The sequence below is a fragment of the Bradyrhizobium xenonodulans genome, from assembly GCF_027594865.1.
Lineage (GTDB): Bacteria > Pseudomonadota > Alphaproteobacteria > Rhizobiales > Xanthobacteraceae > Bradyrhizobium > Bradyrhizobium xenonodulans.
Map to the genome: position 1 here is coordinate 4,285,220 of NZ_CP089391.1, position 18,955 is coordinate 4,304,174.

16 protein-coding genes are annotated in these 18,955 nt (G+C 64.4%); 6 read left to right on the top strand and 10 right to left on the bottom strand.

Features of this window, described 5'->3' with window-relative positions; all coding sequences use genetic code 11:
• The first annotated feature begins 90 nt into the window (after window positions 1–90).
• Window positions 91–420 carry an iron-sulfur cluster insertion protein ErpA gene (gene erpA / locus I3J27_RS20165; protein ID WP_270160198.1) on the top strand — a complete coding sequence of 110 codons (330 nt, stop codon included), beginning with the start codon at window positions 91–93 and terminating at the stop codon, window positions 418–420.
• A gap of 4 nt (window positions 421–424) precedes the next feature.
• Here the strand turns inward: erpA and I3J27_RS20170 are convergent, their stop codons facing one another.
• Window positions 425–2,755 (bottom strand): hybrid sensor histidine kinase/response regulator, encoded by a 2,331-nt coding sequence (locus I3J27_RS20170; protein WP_270160199.1) that lies wholly within the window; start codon window positions 2,753–2,755, stop codon window positions 425–427.
• A 135-nt stretch (window positions 2,756–2,890) separates the two neighbouring features.
• Here I3J27_RS20170 and xth point away from each other — a divergent pair, with 135 nt between their 5' ends.
• Window positions 2,891–3,688: an exodeoxyribonuclease III gene (xth, locus tag I3J27_RS20175; protein WP_270160200.1), complete on the top strand. Its 798-nt coding sequence runs from the start codon at window positions 2,891–2,893 to the stop codon at window positions 3,686–3,688.
• A 210-nt stretch (window positions 3,689–3,898) separates the two neighbouring features.
• The gene (locus tag I3J27_RS20180; protein ID WP_270160201.1) at window positions 3,899–4,669 is read left to right on the top strand and encodes an outer membrane protein; all 771 of its coding nucleotides are present in this window, start codon (window positions 3,899–3,901) and stop codon (window positions 4,667–4,669) included.
• Window positions 4,670–4,827: 158 nt separating this feature from the next.
• On the opposite strand, the gene I3J27_RS20185 is transcribed toward I3J27_RS20180, so the two are convergent.
• The 7 genes from I3J27_RS20185 to I3J27_RS20215 all read right to left on the bottom strand — a co-directional run bounded on the left by I3J27_RS20185 (window position 4,828) and on the right by I3J27_RS20215 (window position 11,892).
• A complete protein-coding gene (locus I3J27_RS20185) occupies window positions 4,828–5,655 on the bottom strand; it encodes a tetratricopeptide repeat protein (RefSeq protein WP_270160202.1) in 828 nt (275 codons plus the stop codon).
• Window positions 5,642–7,366: a dihydroxy-acid dehydratase gene (gene ilvD / locus I3J27_RS20190; RefSeq protein ID WP_270160203.1), complete on the bottom strand. Its 1,725-nt coding sequence runs from the start codon at window positions 7,364–7,366 to the stop codon at window positions 5,642–5,644. The genes I3J27_RS20185 and ilvD overlap by 14 nt, the downstream gene beginning before the upstream one ends.
• Before the next feature lie 1,102 nt (window positions 7,367–8,468).
• On the bottom strand, window positions 8,469–9,047 hold the full coding sequence (locus tag I3J27_RS20195) for a hypothetical protein (RefSeq protein ID WP_270160204.1): 579 nt from the start codon (window positions 9,045–9,047) through the stop codon (window positions 8,469–8,471).
• An 85-nt stretch (window positions 9,048–9,132) separates the two neighbouring features.
• Complete coding sequence (locus I3J27_RS20200; RefSeq protein WP_270160205.1) at window positions 9,133–9,390, bottom strand: hypothetical protein; 258 nt, start codon at window positions 9,388–9,390, stop codon at window positions 9,133–9,135.
• Between the two features lie 97 nt (window positions 9,391–9,487).
• A complete protein-coding gene (locus I3J27_RS20205; RefSeq protein ID WP_270160206.1) occupies window positions 9,488–9,700 on the bottom strand; it encodes a hypothetical protein in 213 nt (70 codons plus the stop codon).
• Window positions 9,701–9,852: 152 nt separating this feature from the next.
• Entirely contained in the window at window positions 9,853–10,029 is a 177-nt protein-coding gene (locus I3J27_RS20210) for a hypothetical protein (protein ID WP_270160207.1), read from the bottom strand.
• A gap of 126 nt (window positions 10,030–10,155) precedes the next feature.
• A complete protein-coding gene (locus tag I3J27_RS20215) occupies window positions 10,156–11,892 on the bottom strand; it encodes an adenylate/guanylate cyclase domain-containing protein (protein WP_270160208.1) in 1,737 nt (578 codons plus the stop codon).
• Window positions 11,893–12,217: 325 nt separating this feature from the next.
• On the opposite strand from I3J27_RS20215, the gene I3J27_RS20220 reads away from it, so the two are divergent.
• Window positions 12,218–14,410, top strand: a complete 2,193-nt coding sequence (locus I3J27_RS20220; RefSeq protein ID WP_270160209.1) for a lytic transglycosylase domain-containing protein — start codon at window positions 12,218–12,220, stop codon at window positions 14,408–14,410.
• A 75-nt stretch (window positions 14,411–14,485) separates the two neighbouring features.
• On the opposite strand, the gene I3J27_RS20225 is transcribed toward I3J27_RS20220, so the two are convergent.
• Together I3J27_RS20225 and I3J27_RS20230 are read right to left on the bottom strand one after the other, a co-directional pair.
• The gene (locus tag I3J27_RS20225) at window positions 14,486–14,701 is read right to left on the bottom strand and encodes a hypothetical protein (protein WP_270160210.1); all 216 of its coding nucleotides are present in this window, start codon (window positions 14,699–14,701) and stop codon (window positions 14,486–14,488) included.
• A 143-nt stretch (window positions 14,702–14,844) separates the two neighbouring features.
• A complete protein-coding gene (locus I3J27_RS20230) occupies window positions 14,845–15,033 on the bottom strand; it encodes a hypothetical protein (protein WP_270160211.1) in 189 nt (62 codons plus the stop codon).
• Window positions 15,034–16,239: 1,206 nt separating this feature from the next.
• On the opposite strand from I3J27_RS20230, the gene I3J27_RS20235 reads away from it, so the two are divergent.
• Entirely contained in the window at window positions 16,240–18,222 is a 1,983-nt protein-coding gene (locus I3J27_RS20235) for a PAS domain S-box protein (protein ID WP_270160212.1), read from the top strand.
• The gene (locus I3J27_RS20240; RefSeq protein WP_270160213.1) at window positions 18,219–18,890 is read left to right on the top strand and encodes a response regulator transcription factor; all 672 of its coding nucleotides are present in this window, start codon (window positions 18,219–18,221) and stop codon (window positions 18,888–18,890) included. The genes I3J27_RS20235 and I3J27_RS20240 overlap by 4 nt, the downstream gene beginning before the upstream one ends.
• The last annotated feature ends 65 nt before the right edge of the window (window positions 18,891–18,955 follow it).

Consider the following 18,955-nt stretch of genomic DNA (forward strand, 5'->3'; position numbering starts at 1 on the left):
TATCCTTGCACTTAACTATGCCGGACGCGGGATACCAAATGAATTGACCAAGTGAATTTGGTGTGACCGCGGGACGATCGGAGACGAGCCATGACGACTGACGTGACCATCAGTGACCGCGCCGCACGCCGGATTGGGGAGATCCTCAAGGGCGAAGGCGCAGGCGCGATGCTGCGCATCTCCGTCGAGGGCGGCGGCTGCTCCGGCTTCCAGTACAAGTTCGACATCGACCACGCCCGCACCGACGACGATCTCGTCATCGAGCAGGAGAGCGCAGTGGTGCTGGTCGATTCCGCCTCGCAGCCGTTCCTGGCGGGCTCGCAGGTCGATTTCGTCGACGATCTGATCGGCGCCTCGTTCCGCGTCAACAATCCGAACGCCACCGCGTCCTGTGGCTGCGGGACCAGCTTCTCGATCTGAGCGCTTAACCGCCGGTCATCTGCCTTTCCTCGTCCGTCCACTCCACATCGACGGGCATCAGCTCCGGCTGCAACGGCGCGTCTTCCGACATCGCGTAACCGTCCAGCGCGCGCAGCAACGCAGCGGCCAGCGCGGGCTTGCGCAAGGGCTTTGCCAGGAAGTCGGACATGCCCGCCTCGCGGCAGATCTTGACGTCCTCGGGGAAGGCGTTGGCGGTCAGCGCGACGATCGGCAAGGCCTCGAAGCGCTCGCCCTGCGCGCGGATCGCGCGCGTCGCGGCAAGGCCGTCCATGTCGGGCATGCGCACGTCCATGAGCACGACGTCGTAGTCGGCCTCGGAGACCGCTTCCACCGCCTGCACGCCGTCGGTCACGACGCGCAGCTCGACGTCGAAGGCACCGAGCATCTTGCTGACGACCATGCGGTTGACGGCGTCGTCCTCGGCGACCAGCACCTTCAGCGGCCGGTCAAGCTCGGCGATCCGCGCCTGGAGTTCGTCGGCCTCGTCGCGTCCCACCGCCTGGCCGGAGGCTTGCGCCTGGCTCCAGGGCAGCACCAGCGTGAAGCGGAAGGTCGAGCCCTCGCATGGCGTCGAGGTGACACCGATCGTCCCGCCCATCTGCTCGATGATGCGCCGCGAGATTGCAAGGCCGAGCCCAGTGCCGCCGAAGCGGCGGCTGATCGAGGCGTCGGCCTGGGCGAAGTCGCTGAACAACTCGCCGAGCTTCTCGGGCGCGATGCCGATGCCACTGTCGGTCACGGTCCATTCGACGGTGGCCAGCAGGTCGCGGCGCGCTTGACACACGGCCGATATCGTCACCTCGCCGTCGTCGGTGAACTTCACCGCGTTGGACGCAAGGTTCAGCAGCACCTGCCGGATGCGCGCAACATCGCCGCGCAGCGTCGGCGGCAGGTTCGGATCAGGCTCGACCTTGACCACCAGTCCTTTGCTCTTGGCGCTCGCGCGCGCGACATTTGCGACCGTCTCGACCAGCGCCTGCGGCGCGAAGTCGATGGCCTCGAATGCGAAGCGGCCGGCCTCGAGCTTAGAGAGGTCGAGGATGTCGTTGAGGATGCGCTGGAGGTTGTCGCCGGACTCGCGGATCGTGGTCACGGCCTCTTGCTGCTCCGGATCGAGCTTGGTCTCCAGCAGCATGCTGGCCAGCCCGAGCACGCCGTTCATGGGCGTGCGGATCTCGTGGCTCATCACAGCCAGAAAGTCGGACTTGGCGCGGCTCTCGGCCTCGGCCTTCTCCGCGCGCCAGCGCTCGGTGACGTCGCGGCCGAAGCCACGATAGCCCAAAAATTGCCCGTCACGGTCATAAGCCGGCTTCGCGGTGAGCGACCACAGCCGCGCCTCGCCGCCGGCGACGACCTTGAGGTTCATCTCGTGCAGCGGTTCGGCATGCTCCATCAGGCCGACGACGTTGTAAGCCGCGCCCTTTTCGTCGGGGCAGAGCATGTCGAGCACGTCGGCGAAGTGCGATCCCTTCAGGAGCGGAAGCGGCAGTTGGGCGACGTCGGCGAAGCGCTGGGGCACATCGACGAGATGTCCCTCGGCGTCGGTCTGCCACAGCCAGTCGCTGGCGTTCTCCTGGAAGTCTTTCAGCAGCAACGAGATGATCTCGGTCTGCCGTTCAAGCTCGAGCTGGGCCTTGAGATTGCCGAGGAACAGATTGCCTTGCGAGACGATGTTGCGCGCCATGAAGAACGCGAACAGCAGCAGGAACACCGCGGTCATCAGATACGGCCCGGTGCCGCACGACAACAGCGCGCCGGTGCAGGCGACCGTCACGGTGGCGAGATAGACGAGGCCGGCGCGCGGGAAGGTCGAGAGCGTGAAGGCGCCGCCGGACATCATGCCGACCATCAGACAGGCCAGGATGAGCTGGCTGGTCGGCTCGACGCGGCTGAACAGCGCGAGCGGCAGCGTGCCCCAGATCGCGGCGAGGAAGAAGGCCTGCCGCAGCATCTGCCGCGCGGCGCGCGGCGAGGCTTCCTGCGGCGGGTTCTGATGCGACCGCCGCCATGCGCGCACGGCGAGCGAGGCGGTGACGGCGAGGGTCATGCCCCAGATCGCGAGGAAGTCGTTCCAGCCCCTGCCCCAGAACAGGATCAGCACGATGACGACGTTGAGCATGGTGACGGCCATCGTCACCGGGATTGCCTGCGTCACCGCATCGATCTGCTTGGCGCGGATGCGGCGCAGCTCGCGCCCGCTGAGACCGGCGGTCAGGCCGTCCTCGATCTCGAAGCCGCCGAGCCAGTACAGGAACGCGCCGATCAGGCCGTCGCCCGGCTCGCTTGCCTTCATGGATTTGTCCGGCCATCCCATTCGAAAAACCTTTTCGGTATCAATGGCCCGGGGCCGGCTTCAACCGGGTTAATTTTGTGGGAGATTTTGCGGCGTCCTTGACGGGGGCGTTAGCGGTTTGTTCTAACCATGGCCCCTGCCCGGAGCCATGCCGACATGCCCATCAGAGTTGCCACCTGGAACGTCAATTCGGTCCGGCAGCGGATCGACCTGCTGCTGACCTGGCTGAAGGAGTGCCAGCCGGACATCGTCTGCCTTCAGGAGATCAAATGCGTCGACGAAGCGTTCCCGCGGCTTGAGATCGAGGCGCTGGGCTACAACGTGGTTACCCACGGGCAGAAGACGTTCAACGGCGTCGCCCTGCTCTCGAAGCTCAAGTTCGACGAGACCAAAACGGGGCTCGCCGGCGACGACGAGGACGCCCATGCGCGCTTCCTCGAGGGCGTGGTGACACTCAAGTCTGGCGTGATGCGCATCGCCTGCCTCTATCTGCCCAATGGCAACCCGGTCGGGACCGAAAAATATCCCTACAAGCTCAAATGGATGTCGCGGCTTCTTGAGTATTCGAAGCAGCGCCTCAAGACCGAGGAGCCGCTGATCCTCGCAGGCGATTTCAACGTGATCCCGCATGCCCGCGACGTCCATAATCCCGCCGCCTGGACCGAGGACGCGCTGTTCAAGCCGGAGACGCGGGAGAGCTTTCAGTCCCTGCTCGGCCTCGGCCTGACCGACGCCTTGCGCGCCGTCACCGACGAACCCGGGCTCTACACCTTCTGGGATTACCAGGCCGGCGCCTGGCAGAAGAACCATGGCCTGCGCATCGATCATCTGCTGCTGTCGCCACAGGCCAGCGACCGGCTCGCCAATGTCGGGATCGACAGCTATGTGCGGGCCTGGGAGAAGCCGTCGGACCACGTGCCGGTGTGGGCGGATCTGGATCTCGAGGCGGCGTAACCGAAGCGCACTGCGAGCGACGACAAGACCAAGCGCTCAGCGACGGACGAGGATGTCATCGACCTCATCCCGCCTGGTTTCACGCCTGCGATGATGCGGCCGTGCCACAGTGGGTCGCGAACTGGGTGCGGCGGTTCTGTTTGCCGTTTTCAGAGGCGGCGTCTGGGCATTATGGTCTCGTCCAGAAACATTTGGACACAGGGGCTTTTCATGCAGGCGTTCAGATTAGGTTTTGCGGCAGCGATGGTTCTCGGCGGGATCAGCACGGCGTCCGCCGCCGACCTCGCTGCACGCCCCTACACCAAGGCGCCGCCGATGGTGGCAGCCGTCTATGACTGGACCGGCTTCTATATCGGCCTCAATGCGGGGTACGGCTGGGGGCGCAACGGACATCAGGACATCCTGCCCCCCGCCGGCGGTTTCTGGACGCCCTTCGCGCTCGGATTTGGAAGCACCCAGACCGTCAATCCCGAGGGCGGAGTGTATGGCGGCCAGCTTGGCTACAACTGGCAGTCCGCAAACTGGGTCTTCGGCCTCGAAGGTCAGTTCGACGGCGCCAGCATCCGCCGCACCGACATCAGCATTTTCTTTCCGGCCAGCGACCGTCTGAGCTCGCGTATCAACTCGTTTGCAACTGTGACCGGACGCGTCGGCTACGCCTTCAACAACTGGCTGCCCTACATCAAGGGCGGCTACGCCGGTGCAGATCTGAAGACGAGCAACTTCGACATCTTCGGCACCCATCTCGATCACGGCGCTTGGCGCAACGGCTACGTGGTTGGAGCGGGCGTCGAATATGCCTTTGCAGGCAACTGGATCGTCGGCGCCGAATACAACTACATGGAGTTCAACAAGCAGTCGTTCGCTGGTCCGAACCTAACGACCGGCGCGCCGTTCGGTGCCGAGAACTTCAGCGACAGCCTGCGGCTTCAGACCGTGACCGCTCGCATCAGCTACAAGTTCGGCCCGTCGGCCAGATAGAGCGATCCTCGACCCGATCGGTCGAAACATGCATCGCTTCTTCAACCCCGCCTTGTCCGCAAGGCGGGGTTTTCATTGTGAACATGGGAGGAGTTCGGCTGGCGCGCCCTGTAAAGTAAGGGCGTTTGTCGCCTTCCAATGGGGTCCCGACTTCGCTACTACCGGCGGCCCTGCCCCTGCACCCACTGCTCCAGCAGTTGCAGGCACATGGCACGGTCGTCGTCAGAAGCCTTGGAGAAGGCACGGTTGTAGCTTTCCTTGATCCAGGTCTCTTCGGTGCCGGCGCTGTCTCGCGCCAGCGTCAGCCACATCAGGCCGCGGGCGGCCTGGCGCGGCAGGCGGTCGCCGTTGAACAGCATCTGGCCGAGCAGCGCCTGCGCCTCATGCTGGCCCTTCTGGGCGGCAAGGCCGAGCCAGCGCGCGCCGTAGCGGAAGTCCTCGCGCGAGGCATCCGGCGTCTTCAGGTAGAGCCGGGCGAGATCGTACTGGGCATCCGCATTGCCGAAATAGGACGCCGCGTAGGAGAACATCTCCCGCGCCCGGTCCGGATCGGCCTTGATCTTCGAGTTCGGGATGCCGCTGAGATAATAGCGGCCGAGCGCGACGAAGGCGTTGGCCACGACCTGGGCCTGCGGCGCCGACGGGCTGTCCTCGGCATGTGCATTGGCGATGCGGCTGAAATATTCGAAGGCGCGCAAATCGTCCTGGGCGACGCCGTTGCCGCTGGCGTACATGCGGCCAAGCATGAACTGGGCGCCGGGATGACCGCCTTCGGCGGCGTATTGCAGGGCGCTGAGCGAGGTTTCCTGGGGCGCGGTCACCACCGCGGCCGCCTTGCTGCGCACGGTCGCCACGGCGCCGGGCAACGTGGTCACGACCGGGAGGGTCGCGTCCTTGCTGGCCGAGCCGTCAAAGGCGAGCGCCGGCGCGGACAGCGCCGCTGCCCCCAACACAAACGCAACTAAGGCACGCCTAGATGTCCGCATAGCACTGTTTCTCGTGCGCGCCGCCCGGGTGGGTGACTGCCCCCCCGACTGCTGGTCCAACCTGCTGAGCATATTTCCAGAGCGCGCCCGTCGTGTGGTTAGTCGCGCGAGCGCTCCATTTGGTCTTGCGCTGGGCAAGCTCCTGGTCGCTCAATTTTACGTTAAGGATACCCGCGACCGCGTCGATCTCGATGATGTCGCCATCCTCGAGCAGCCCGATCGGGCCGCCAACCGCGGCCTCGGGCCCGACATGGCCGATGCAGAAGCCGCGGGTGGCGCCGGAGAAGCGGCCGTCGGTGATGAGCGCGATCTTGCCGCCCATGCCCTGGCCGGTCAGCGCCGCGGTGGTCTGGAGCATTTCCCGCATGCCGGGACCGCCCTTCGGCCCCTCGTAGCGGATCACGATGACTTCGCCTTCCTGATAGGTGCGCTTCTGGACAGCCTCGAAAGCATCCTCCTCACGGTCGAAGCACCTGGCCGGACCGGTAAACCTGAGGTTGGACATTCCCGCGACTTTCACGATCGCACCTTCTGGCGCCAAATTGCCCTTCAGACCGACCACACCGCCCGTGACGGTGATCGGCTTGTCTGCCGGGTGCACCACGTCCTGGTGCGGATTCCATTTCACGCTTTTGAGGTTTTCGGCGATCGTTCGACCGGTGACCGTAATGCAGTCGCCGTGGAGAAATCCGTTGTCGAGCAGCGTCTTCATCAGAAGCGGTATGCCACCTACTTCAAACATGTCTTTGGCGACATAACGGCCGCCCGGCTTCAAATCCGCGATATATGGTGTCTTTTTGAAGATTTCGGCGACGTCGAACAGGTCGAACTTGATGCCGCACTCATGCGCAATCGCCGGCAGGTGCAGCGCAGCATTGGTTGAGCCGCCCGACGCGGCGACGACGGCGGCGGCGTTCTCCAGCGCCTTGAGGGTGACGATATCGCGCGGCCGGAGGTTAGAGGCGATCAGGTCCATCACCTTCTCGCCCGCAGTCATGCAGAAGGCGTCGCGGATTTCATACGGTGCCGGGGCACCGGCCGAGTAAGGCAGCGCAAGCCCAATCGCCTCGGAGACGGTCGCCATGGTGTTGGCGGTGAACTGCGCGCCGCAGGCGCCCGCCGAGGGGCATGCCACGCGCTCGATCTCGTCGAGATCCTCGTCCGACATCGCGCCGACCGAATGCTTGCCGACCGCCTCGAACATGTCCTGCACGGTGACCTGCTGCCCGCGGAAATTACCGGGCAGGATCGAGCCGCCGTAAATGAAGATCGATGGCACGTTGAGACGGACCATCGCCATCATCATGCCCGGCAGCGACTTGTCGCAGCCGGCGAGCCCGACCAGGGCGTCGTAGGCGTGGCCGCGAACGGTCAGTTCCACCGAGTCGGCGATGCATTCGCGCGACGGCAGCGAGGAGCGCATGCCGTCATGGCCCATGGCGATGCCGTCGGTGACGGTAATGGTGCAGAATTCGCGGGGGGTGCCGCCGGCGGACGCGACTCCCTTCTTCACCGCCTGCGCCTGGCGCATCAGGGCGATGTTGCAGGGAGCAGCCTCATTCCAGCACGAGGCCACGCCGACGAAGGGTTGATGGATCTGATCGGTGGTCAGGCCCATGGCGTAGAAGTAGGACCGATGGGGCGCGCGCGCAGGGCCTTCCGTCACGTGACGGCTCGGCAGCCTCTGCTTGATGTTCGTCTTGGCGTCCATCGCGAACCAGTTTCCTCGGCCAACCCTTTCAGACCCGAAAAATCAGAGCCAAGATTTGAATCGACCTTGGGATTTCCCGTCGCCGTCCTGGGGCCGCCGATGCCCTCAAACTTTAGAGCGATTTTATTCATGTTCGGGTGTGGCTAAAAAGCGGCGCTGATGCGAACGGACGGAGATAAGGGTTTAATCCAAGATGAGTGTTGCAGAGACGGCACAATCGTTACCGGGAAGACACGGATAAGGCTACTGCGATACCTTCGCGAAGATGACCATCAACAACTTTAGATTTTGTAGCGTAGGGATTGCTCCTGGCTTTGGCCCGACGGCCACGCGCACGCAAGTGAGTCGGTGCTGCTCTCCAAGTGACGCCGTCATTACCGCCACCGGGTCTCGCCTTGAGGCGCAGACACGCCTTCGCGATCTCGCGGCTTAGTTCGCGCGAGCTTTGCTTGATCTCTCCACCCTCGAAGCCAAGAGGGCGCAGGGAAGGCCGTGTGCCAGCGAGCACCCGCGGTCTACTGCGCGAAATGGAGCGCAAGGGAGACCGCACAGCAGCATACAGGTGTAGCCGTCACGCGGCCTTCCCTGCGCGATGGTTGGACGGCTTATGCCGTGCTCTCCCGGGAGCCGAGTTCGTTCTGGCCTCCCTCGCTCTCGCGAAAGTCGCCGGCACCGCGCCGGTTGACGCGACTGCCGCCTCCGCAAAGGCTTGACCGCAGCAACGACGGCCAGGACCACACGGTTTTGCCGTACGCACGGTTCGCGTGTTCGCCGCAGTTTTCCCGGCCCTGTCGACGAAGCCGGAAACTTACAGGCGAGACGAACCCGACAGCGCCGCTCGTCTGCACGAGGTTACGAGCTCACGGAGAGCAATCCGCCCTGCCCGTGACCTTTCGTGCCGACGCTGCCGCGTCCACCGCAAGCCCGGCTCGCGAAAATGACGACCACATGATCGCCCCTCAAGGATGAGCCGGGATGGGCGACACATACGCCGTTCCCGAATTTCGGTAAAGCGGAATATTTTCGCGCGTGCGGATTGACAGCCGCGCAGGTGTTTTGCCCGTCGGGCAATTTGATGCCTTCGTAGCCCGGATGGAGCCACTCAGGCTGACATCGCCTTGCGCCCGAACGGATCGAGCAGGCGGACGATCTCGCAGACGGCGACGAGGCCGGCGAGCCAGACGGCGCTGGTCAGCCCGATGCGCGCCACGATGGCGGCGGTGAAGGCGCCCTCTCCGCCGAGGAACGGCGTCGCGGCAAGCAGCGCGAGCTCGTAGGCCGCATAGGCGGCAACGAGCGCGACCGTCAGCATCAGCGGCATGCGGCCCTGCGGCAGCATCCGGAGCACGGACGACGCCGCCGCTGCCGCAATCAGCCCAGCGGCGCCGATGACAAAGCCCCAGACAATGGTGTTGCCATCGACGGGATAGTGCAGCGCGCCGAAGCCGATGCTCTGGTTCACGAGCCAAGCGCCGGTAACGACGAGCAGTGCCCGGCGCAGCGGCAGCATCGCAGCCGCCAAAACCGCGAATGCCGCAAAGGGCGTCGCGCAGGCGAGCGCGAAGCTCGCGAGTGCGCACGACACCGTCAGCAGTACAAGGCAGAACATCGGTGCAAGGCGCGGCGACACCGGCTGAAGCCGTAACTGGTCGGCGCGCGGCGGCAGCATCGTGACCGTCATGGATAGATCTCCTTGGCGGCCATCCTAGCACATTTGCGCCAAGTGCTCCGCACGTCCTGACCGCCAAAATGTCGACCGCCCGCGCTCAGGCCCGCCCTCTTGGCCGCTGCGCCTGAGCCCAGGCCGCGGTGACATCGCGCGGCGGGACGTCGATGCGCTTGATCGGCGTCAGCTCACCGGAGGCGGAGATGATGGCGGTCTCCTCGCGGCGGCAGCGCGGGCAGACGAAGCGGACCTCGTGCGGCGAGGCCGACCAGCTCGAGCGTTTGACGTTGGCCGCCATCGGCCATGCCTCGCAATGCGAGCATGACACCAGGAACCGGCCGGGATCGAGCATACCCATTCCATCGGACTCCGCATCCTGCCGCCCTCATCCAATGATTACCCCATGGGAATCGTTCCGGTGCCCCGACACCGTCAGCTCCGGGAAGCTGCGCCGCTCAGTGCGCGCCCTTGAGGGTGCAGGACGTCGTGCAGGTGACGGTGTTGCCGCGGTCGCAGGCCTTGCAGGCGGCAACGCACTGGCTCATGTCGCGAGGATTGTAGGAGCTGTAGTTCCGCATCGCGCAGACCGGGGTCGAGCCGGTGATGTCCGGCTCCTGGTTGCAGGCCGCCGTCATGAGCGCGAAGATGAGGACCGCAAGAAGGCGCATGGGATTGCCCTAGCAAGGAGCGGCAAAGCGATTTCAGCGAGATACGCTGCATCGCAACGGACCTCGGCATTCCCACTGCGAGCAATCGCGAATCGCGACGCTCGCATCTAGGACGATGCGCGCCAAATATTAAGAACCGCTTGCAGGCCGCCTCAGGCCGCAGCCCTGATCGCGATCGCCTGCCGCATATCGACCGCCAGCTGCCGGTACTGCTCCCCGAGCTTCAAATAAAACTCACGCTTGGTGCTGTCGGTGGCGAGCTTGGCGATCAGCTCGCATTCGGCGGTGAGAGTCTCAAACCGCTCCAGCCTGTCCTCAAGTTCTGTCATTGGCGTGTCCCCGTCAAACGCCTCAAGGACACGTAACCTAAGCCCGGGAAATAGGTCACTGCGAACATCGTTATGGAGTAGAATAAATTTTCGCCAGCGGGGGCCGCAAGGAGAGCATGTGGCTACCTATTTCTGCTCCAACCGCCAGGCGCCGTCCCAGCCCTCGTCCGGCGGATCGGCCTCGAACTGCGCGATGCGGGCGAGCAGCGTGCGCGAGGGCCCGTCGCCGGGGACGGCTTCGAGCGCGGCATTGAAGGCGGCGCGGGCATCATCGAAGCGGCGGGCGCGATAGGCGGCAAGGCCTTCGGCGTAGTGTGCGCGCAAACTCTCCTGCGGGACGCTGAGCCCGAGCGCCTTGCTCATGACTTCGAAAATGGCCTGCGGCATGCTCTGGCCGGCGACCGTCAGGCGATCGATCTCGCGCAGCTCGAGGTGGGATCCGATCGCATCCGCCGTCGCCTGCGAGATCAGGATACGGGTGCCGTAGACCTTGTTGACGGCCTCCAACCGTGAGGCGAGGTTCACGGCGTCGCCCATCACGGTGAAGCTCATCATCAGCTCGGAGCCGATGCTGCCGGTCAGGACCTCGCCGGTGGCGATGCCGATGCGCAGGTCGCAGAGACCGGGCATGACGCGGATGCCGAGCAGGTCCGGCAACTGCTTCTGCAGCGCCGGCACCTGGTCGGCCATGTCGATGGCGGCGAAGCAGGCGAGCAGCGCCGGCTCGTCCTCCTCGATGAAGGGAGGCCCCCAATAGGCCATGATGGCGTCGCCGATATATTTGTCGATGATGCCGCGATGGCCCCTGATCGGCGCGGACATCACCGTGAAATAGTGGTTCATTACCTTGACGAGACCGCGCGGGGTCATGCCCTCGCTCATCGAAGTGAAGCCGCTCATGTCGCAGAACATGATGGTCATGACCCGGCGCTGGCCGTCGATCGCGACCTCCGGCCGGTCGATCAAGCCCTGCACCACCTTCGGATCGATGTAGCGGCCAAAGGTCTCGCGGATGCGTTCATTGTGCCGCAACTGCTCGATCATGCGGTTGAAGGCGGAGGCGAGTTCGCCGATCTCGTCCTGGGTGGAGACGGTGATGGGCTTGTCGAAGCGGCCCGCCTCGACCTCGCGGGCGCCGGCGAGCAGCAGCCGTACCGGGCGCGTGATGCCGCTGGACACCAGCAGCGCAAAGGCAAATCCGACGATCGCCGCGAGCAACGTCACCACACCCGAAATGATCATCGCCTGATGCTGACGGCTGATCACCTGCGACGTCGAGAAGAAGACCTGCGTCAGCATGTCGGCGCGGATCGCATCGACCTTCCGGTTGAACGCGTCGCGCAGCGTGTCGAGCTGTTCCAGCGTGCCGCGGGCCTCGGCCATGTTCTTGGCCTCGATCTGCTTGAGCAGTTTCGCATTGCCCTCGTCCAGATTGCGCCGCAGCTCGGTGACAGCGCTCTCGATTCGAACGTCGAGCCGTGCCAGCGCGGCATTGTCGGAATACGTCCTGGGGTCGTCGATGATGGCGTTGATGAGCTTGCGCGCGGTCTCGGCCTCCTCCTCGAACTTGCGGTCCAATGCCTCGAAGTCGCGAAGCCGCGCCGCATAGGCCTCCTCGTCCGACGGCGACCCCATCCTGGTCATGACCATTTGCCGCAGCGCCAGCGCCCGCTCAAGTGAGCGGATATTGGCGCGGGCCAGATGGCTATACGCCGGGATGTAACGGTTGGTCAGCTCGTCAAGGAGGACGCCGACCTGGCTCGACATCACCATCGACAGGATCGAGGTGATGAGCATCAGGACGATCAATCCGAGGGCGATGCCGACGATCTTGCGCCGGATCGACTGGTTGAAAAGCGGCATAGGTGCGGGGCAAAGGGCTGAAATGATGGCTCGGTGGAACTCAATACACCGAATTTGGCCGCGGGAACACGTGCAATTGGCCGTTCGCAGCGTCCTGAACCACGTGCAACCCTTGCGCGAGCCTCATTCGTTAACAAAGGCTGAAGATACTGCCGTTTCCGCCGTTTCGGAAGTTCCCCAGTTCCCATCCGTATTTTGCCGCATTGTTGAACGAGCGTGAGGAATGCGAAACGATGCCGTGGCATCGTTTGGTGTCGTCTTTGATTCTCAAGCCGCAGTCGTCGCGGACCTTGGTTTGTAGTGGTTTCGCAGGGGGGACCATCGAATGAACCAGTGCCTACGCTCGCTCGCGTGTGTCGTTGCCGTGGCCGCTTTGGCCTTGATCTCCACTGAGCTCGCAGCGAAGAGCAGTCACAAATCGTCGGCGTCGAAGAAGACGCATGAGGCGAAAGCCGGCAGCAAGGCCGGCAAGCAGCGACACGCCGCTGCGAAGTCGCGTCATGGCAAGCATGCCGATGCGAAGCGCAAATCAAAGACGGACGACGAGGCCTCGGACAAGCCGGCGCCGCCGCCGCTCACCGGCGACCTCGCCGCGCTGAAGGAAGCCATCGATCTCGCGCGCAAGGGCCGGAACGACGACGCGAGCGCGGCACGCGAGCGCATCACTGACCCCGCCGGACAGAAGCTCGCCGACTGGTTCATGTTGCGCCATTCCGAGAGCACCGCAAATTTCAAGCGCTATGCGGCCTTCGTCGCCGCCAATCCCGGCTGGCCGAGCAGCACCCTGCTCCGCCGCCGCGCCGAGGCGCGGCTGTGGCAGGAGAAGAGCGACGCGGCCACCGTGCACGCATTCACGATGGACCGGCCGATCAGCGCCAAGGGCAGGTTCGCACTGGCCCGCGTGCTGCTGAGCGAAGGCGACAGCGACCGGGCCACGCGTCTCGTCCGCGAGGCCTGGCGCAGGGAGGAATTGTCCGAGCGCAGCGAGGAGGATTCCTACGAGGCGTTCCGCGATCTCCTGACCGCCGAGGACCATCGCGCGCGCATGGACAAGCGCCTCGGCGCCAAGGACTACGCGGGTGCGCGGCGCACGGCCAAACGGCTCGGCAGCGAGGATGCGCTCGCGATCGTCAAGGCCTGCGCGGCGGTCACTGGCAAGGCCAGCAAGGCCAAGGATTATCTCGAGGACGTCTCGACCGAGGCGCGCCGCGACCTCGGCTATGTGCTGTGCCGCGCGCAATGGCACCTCCAGAACGACCGCATCGACGACGCCGCCGAAGTGATCCTCGCCGCCGCGCCGGACATGATGGCCGCGCAGGACACCGACGCCTGGTGGCGCGAGCGCCGTCTGCTGGCGCGAAAGCTGCTCGACCAGGGCAAGTTCAAGACGGCCTACGACGTGGTGCGCACGGCGGCCGTGCCGGCCATGGAGGTCTATCGCGTCGATTACCACTTCATGTGCGGCTGGATCGCGCTGCGCTATCTCGACGATCCCAGGACCGCGATGGTGCATTTCGCGGCGATCGACGAAGGCTCGGCCAATCCGATCGCGCTGTCGCGCGCCCATTACTGGCGCGGCCGCGCCGCCGAAGCCATGGGTGCGACCGCCGACGCACGCATGAGCTACAAGGCCGCAGCGCGCTATCCGACTGCCTATTACGGCCAGCTCGCGCGGGCAAAACTCGGCCTCGACCGCATTGAGCTGCGACCGCCCTCGCCCGTGCTGGCTGCGGCCGACACACCGGATGAGCGCGTGCGCGCTGCCGACATGCTCTACGGCATCGGCGAGCGCGACATGGTGTTCTACTACGCCGAGGATTTCGCCAAAGAGAGCACCGACGCCGCAGCGCTCGAAGCGCTCGGCGAGCTTGCCCGCCGGCGCAACGATGCGCGCGTGATGCTGGAGGTCGGCAAGTCGGCGCTGGCGCGCGGCCTCGCGCTCGACCACTACGCCTTCCCGACCATCGGCATCCCCGAGCACAAGCAGGTTGCGCCCGCGATCGAGACCAGCGTGATCTATTCGGTGGCACGCACCGAAAGCTCGTTCGACCAGCGCGACAAGTCGGCGGCGAATGCGGTCGGCCTGATGCAGGTGACGCCGGAAGCCGGCCGAGATACCGCCAAGCGCTTCGGCCTGACCTATGACTGGGACAAAATGGTCTCCGATCCCGTCTATAACACGCAGATGGGCGCGGCCGAGCTCAGCGCGCTGCTGTCGGAATATCGCGGCAACCAGATCATGACCTTCGCCGGCTACAATGCCGGCCGCGGCCGGGTACGCGAATGGGTGCAGGCGCGCGGCGACCCGCGTGACCCCAAGGTCGATCCGGTCGACTGGGTCGAGCGCATCCCGCTGTCGGAAACGCGCAACTACGTCCAGCGCGTGATGGAGAACGTGCTGGTCTACCGCGCAAGGTTCGAAGACAGCAGCGTGGTGGCAGGCAAGAGCGACGAGCGCGTCGTGACGCAAGGGGTCGGCGCAACCGCGCCCGTGGCAGCCGCAGCACCCGCTCCCTAGTCGACGCCGCCGGGGCTGGACGCGGCGCCTGCGAGGTTACGGTGCTGCGGCTTCCACGCGAGTGCAGTCGCGCAGCTAGGTGTCACCTCCTTCCATCGTGATCAGATCGCGACCGTCCAGATATGCGCTGGTCAAAGCTCTTGCGAAGGTCCAGACGTGTATCGTGCAGCTCCAGCACGAGACGGCACTCAGGACCGCCAACATCTCGATCATGTTGCGAGCGGCGACCTCGACGTTCCCGGCGGCCGCCTCGTTGCGCCCAGGCGTCGACCATTGCATCAACAGCGTCACGAATTCGCCTCGCCGGTAGCAATCGTAGTCACAGTAACAGCGCTGTGTCCGCACATGCCGGACATAGCCGGACCGGATTGACCGCGAGCATGTGCTGCACGTGGCCGCGCGCAACGGGGGCTCGTGATTGACCACCACGAATTTCATGAGGCCGCCTTGACGCGATCTGCCGCGAGTGCCTCGCAGAACAGCGCGTAGCACTGATAGTCGCAGTAAGGTAGACGCGTCGCGATCTCGCGGAGATAGCTGCCCCCGATCGACTCACAGCACTGCATGCACCAGGTCTGTCGGAACGGAGTCCGGCCGTTCACCAGCACGAACGCGAATCTCATGTGGCACCTCCCAAAGCGAAGCAGTAAACGCTGTCCAACGGTGACAGTGCCGGCGGTGGAGCGCAGAGATGATTTCGGCCGTCCGGATTATCCCTGTTTCGCTCCACTTTTTGCGGTGGGATTGGAATGTATCTGCCGTCCTCCCTGCGCCGTGCATAGATCTGGCCGTCGATGTACTTGATATCGGTCGGATAGCAGTCAGAGCTGTTGCAGCAACTGAGGCTCGGATTATCCGGCATGTGCCAGGTCGAATAGAATTTTTCGTGCAACTCCTGGTCCTGAGGTGGGTGCTGGCGATGAACGGCACCGTGTCCCGTCTCCTGCGCCTGGACCGTCGCAGCGGAGCCGAGGAGAACCATCGAGCACAAGAGCTTGCATGGGCGATTCAACGCACGGGCTCCCGGATCAGACTTCTGAACGATGTAGGCTCTTTAATTCAGCCTCATGCGACCTGAGCCCGGAACAACCACCGGCGGTCGCGTTCGCGTCGTGTCCGAAAGCGTTCAAGGCATCTCTTCGAGCAGAGTGCGGTGCGCCATGAATAGTAGCGGATCAGACCAAACTTGCCGCCACACACCGCACAGCCGTTGGCGGAAGAGCAACGTTCGGACTCGGATGGGCCACGCTCAGGAAGTACCGATGTATCGCACATTGTTATCTCCCTCGTTGTGTTGCTGCCGTTCCCGCTCGTTAGTTCCCTTTGAATTCACGCGGATCGTGGCTCGCCGCCATCGCTGCTGCGTGTCGAGAATTGCAGCGGCCTCGACCTTGGTCGTCTGCCTGTCTGTCGGTAAGAGCCCTCGGCCGTAAGCTCCAGGCCTGGTTCTCGTGCGCTCGTCGCGACTGGCTGGTCGACACTCCCGATTGGTCATGAGGCTAGTCCACCGGGTCCGAGGCACACAATTGTACGGAGGTAAATGGCCGACATGATTAGGAATGAAGGAGCTATACCTAGGTTTGTCCGTACTCACTCCCGGAGGCTCCCGCGCCGGCTCTTGTTCAACGAGACAGCGCACGACGCCCCGGCTGCACGGTCGCCGCGAAAATGTTGCCGGCGCGGCGCACTTGATGCGCTGCGATGGCGAGGGCCGCGAGCGTCATTCCAAAGGCGACGTCATGACCGCAATCCGACCTTGGGCGGAATTGCTCCTCGCGCAGCAACGTGCTCTACTCGGGTTCACGCAGAGAGTGCCGGGAGCGTCTGCGATGAAGCCTGGCCGGGCAGCGACGTTCGGGAAGTCAGCCGCGCAATTCCTCGTCGGCTGCGTCAGGCAGACTGTCACCGTTAAGCCGCACGCCGAGCCCGATCGCGGCTTGCTCGAGGCGGTCAAGCAGTGGCAGCAAGTCTTCGAGCACAATCCAGTCATGTACTTCATGGTCGATCCGGCCGGAACCGTGATCAACGTGAACACGTTCGGCGCCGCGCAACTGGGCTATACGGCCGCGGAGTTGATCGGCCGATCCGTGCTGGACGTCTTCTTCGAGGAAGATCGCGACTTCGTCCGCGCGTGTGTCGCGCTGTGCCTGGAGACCGTCGATCAGTCCCACACCTGGGAGATCCGGAAGGTGCGCAAGGACGGCTCGGTGCTATGGGTGCGCGAGAACGCCAAGACCATGCTGCGGGCCGACGGCGGGCCAATCGTGCTGGTCGCCTGCGAGAACATCACCGAGCGCAAGGAAGCGGAGAATGCCCTGCGACAGAGCGAAGCTTATCTCGCCCAGGCGCAGGAGCTGAGCCACACCGGGAGTTTCGGCTGGAGGGCCGCGACCGGCGAGATCACCTGGTCCAAGGAGACCTATCGCATCTTCCAATGCGATGAGGGAACCAAGCCGCAGATCCCGGTCATGCTCCAGCGGATCCATCCGGAGGACCGGCTCGCGGTGCAACGGACCACGGGGCGGGCGGCGCGCGAGGGAAGAGATTACGACCACGAATATCGGCTCCTGATGGCCGACGGCTCCATCAAGTACGTCCGGGCGGTGGCCCGGGCCATGCGAGATTCCGGCGGCCGCGTGGAGTTCGTGGGATCGGTGACCGACATCACGGCGACCAAGGAGGCAGAGCGCCGGCTGCGTGACAGCGAGCAGCGCTTTCGCGACTATGCAGAAACCGCGTCTGACTGGTTCTGGGAGACGGGGCCAGACCACCGCGTCACCTTGGTATCGCAACACTCCGATACCATCACCGTCCCCGCGGGCCTGATTGGCCTCACGCGTTGGGACATTGCTCCGGACGCCGATCTCGAGCCGGAAAAATGGCGACAACATCGAGCAGCGCTCGACGCCCACATCCCGTTCCGCGACCTGGTCTACCGCAGCAAGGACCGCAACGGGACGCCGATCTATGTCCGGACCAGCGGCAAGCCGTTCTTCGATGCCGACGGGAATTTTCTGGGCTACCGTGGCGTCTGCACCGACGTGACCGCAGCCATCCGGGCCGATCAGGCCGAAGATGCGTTGCGCAAGGCCCAAGCCGAACTCGCACATGTGACGCGCGTCACGACGCTGGGCGAGTTGACCGCTTCAATCGCCCATGAAATCAACCAGCCCCTCGCTGCAGTGATCGCAAACGCCGACGCCTGCCTTGCGTGGCTGCAGCGCAGTCCGCCCGATCTCAAGGCCGCGCGCCGCTCCGTGGAATGGATCATCGAGGACGGCAAGCGCGCCAGCGACGTGATCCGTCATGTTCGGGCGCTCGCCAAACGGACCGAAATCGAGATGGCCCCGCTCGACGCCAGCCTGGTGATCCGCGAGGCCGTCGCGCTCGTTCAGCGCGAGATGGCCAGCCACGCCGTGTCAGTGCGATTGGAGCTGTCGCCGGCCCTGCCCAAAATCTATGGCGATCGGATCCAATTGCAGCAGGTGCTGATCAACCTGATCATGAACGGGATCGAGGCCATGGATGGCGTCCATGACCGCCCGCGCGAGCTGACGATCCGCTCTGCAGATGACGGTGAGAGCGCGATCCTGGTGAGCGTCGCCGACTGCGGCGTCGGCATCAGTGAACAGGCGATAGACCGCCTGTTCACGCCGTTCTTTACCACCAAGTCCGCCGGCATGGGCATGGGGCTGTCGATCTGCCGCTCCATTATCGAGACCCATCGCGGACGACTTTCGGCCGCTCCGAACCAGTCGGGCGGCGCGACGTTTCATATCACCCTGCCCCTCCATCGAGAGGAAGCACCGTGACTGAGCGCGTGGAGCCTTCACCGCCACTGGAGAACGGCGACCAGCCGATCGTCTTCATCGTCGACGACGACGCCTCGATGCGCCGTGCGCTCACCAACCTCTTCGAGTCGGTCGGCCTCAGGGTCGAAGCGTTCGGCTCGGCGCTGCAGCTCCTCCAGGCCAAGCCGCCGCAAGTGCCCAGTTGCCTGGTGCTCGACATCCGCCTGCCCGGAGTGAGCGGCCTTGACCTGCAGAACGACCTTGCCAAGGCAAATATCCACACACCTGTCATCTTCATCACCGGTCACGGTGATATCCCCATGACCGTTCGAGCCATGAAAAGCGGCGCGATCGATTTCCTGACCAAGCCGGTTCGCGACCAGGACATCCTGGACGCGGTCCAGGCTGCGATCGAGCGAGACCGCAAGCGCCGCGACCTCAACAAGACCGTCTCGAACGTCAGATCACGCTTCGAGTCCCTCAGCGCGCGGGAGCGGGACGTATTAGCACTGGTGACGTCCGGACTGATGAACAAGCAAGTGGCCGCCCAACTGGGATTGGCGGAAATCACCGTCAAGATCTATCGCGGCCAGATCATGCGCAAAATGGGTGCGAAGTCCCTGGCCGACCTTGTGAGAATGAGTGAGGCGCTCGGGATTCCGCCCAGCCGGTCCGACGTACAAACCTAAGTATGAGTTTCCAATGGTGACTGGCGGGTCCACCTTGCGTGTTCGGCTTGGGCCGTGGCGATAGC

Bases quoted from the DNA above. Each gene is read 5' to 3' on its own strand.
- I3J27_RS20210 (WP_270160207.1), bottom strand. From the start codon at position 10,029: ATGACAGAACTTGAGGACAGGCTGGAGCGGTTTGAGACTCTCACCGCC.
- xth (WP_270160200.1), top strand. From the start codon at position 2,891: ATGCCCATCAGAGTTGCCACCTGGAACGTCAATTCGGTCCGGCAGCGG.
- I3J27_RS20215 (WP_270160208.1), bottom strand. From the start codon at position 11,892: ATGCCGCTTTTCAACCAGTCGATCCGGCGCAAGATCGTCGGCATCGCC.
- I3J27_RS20235 (WP_270160212.1), top strand. From the start codon at position 16,240: ATGAAGCCTGGCCGGGCAGCGACGTTCGGGAAGTCAGCCGCGCAATTC.
- I3J27_RS20180 (WP_270160201.1), top strand. From the start codon at position 3,899: ATGCAGGCGTTCAGATTAGGTTTTGCGGCAGCGATGGTTCTCGGCGGG.
- I3J27_RS20220 (WP_270160209.1), top strand. From the start codon at position 12,218: ATGAACCAGTGCCTACGCTCGCTCGCGTGTGTCGTTGCCGTGGCCGCT.
- I3J27_RS20230 (WP_270160211.1), bottom strand. From the start codon at position 15,033: ATGAGATTCGCGTTCGTGCTGGTGAACGGCCGGACTCCGTTCCGACAG.
- erpA (WP_270160198.1), top strand. From the start codon at position 91: ATGACGACTGACGTGACCATCAGTGACCGCGCCGCACGCCGGATTGGG.
- I3J27_RS20170 (WP_270160199.1), bottom strand. From the start codon at position 2,755: ATGGGATGGCCGGACAAATCCATGAAGGCAAGCGAGCCGGGCGACGGC.
- I3J27_RS20205 (WP_270160206.1), bottom strand. From the start codon at position 9,700: ATGCGCCTTCTTGCGGTCCTCATCTTCGCGCTCATGACGGCGGCCTGC.
- I3J27_RS20200 (WP_270160205.1), bottom strand. From the start codon at position 9,390: ATGGGTATGCTCGATCCCGGCCGGTTCCTGGTGTCATGCTCGCATTGC.
- I3J27_RS20195 (WP_270160204.1), bottom strand. From the start codon at position 9,047: ATGACGGTCACGATGCTGCCGCCGCGCGCCGACCAGTTACGGCTTCAG.
- ilvD (WP_270160203.1), bottom strand. From the start codon at position 7,366: ATGGACGCCAAGACGAACATCAAGCAGAGGCTGCCGAGCCGTCACGTG.
- I3J27_RS20185 (WP_270160202.1), bottom strand. From the start codon at position 5,655: ATGCGGACATCTAGGCGTGCCTTAGTTGCGTTTGTGTTGGGGGCAGCG.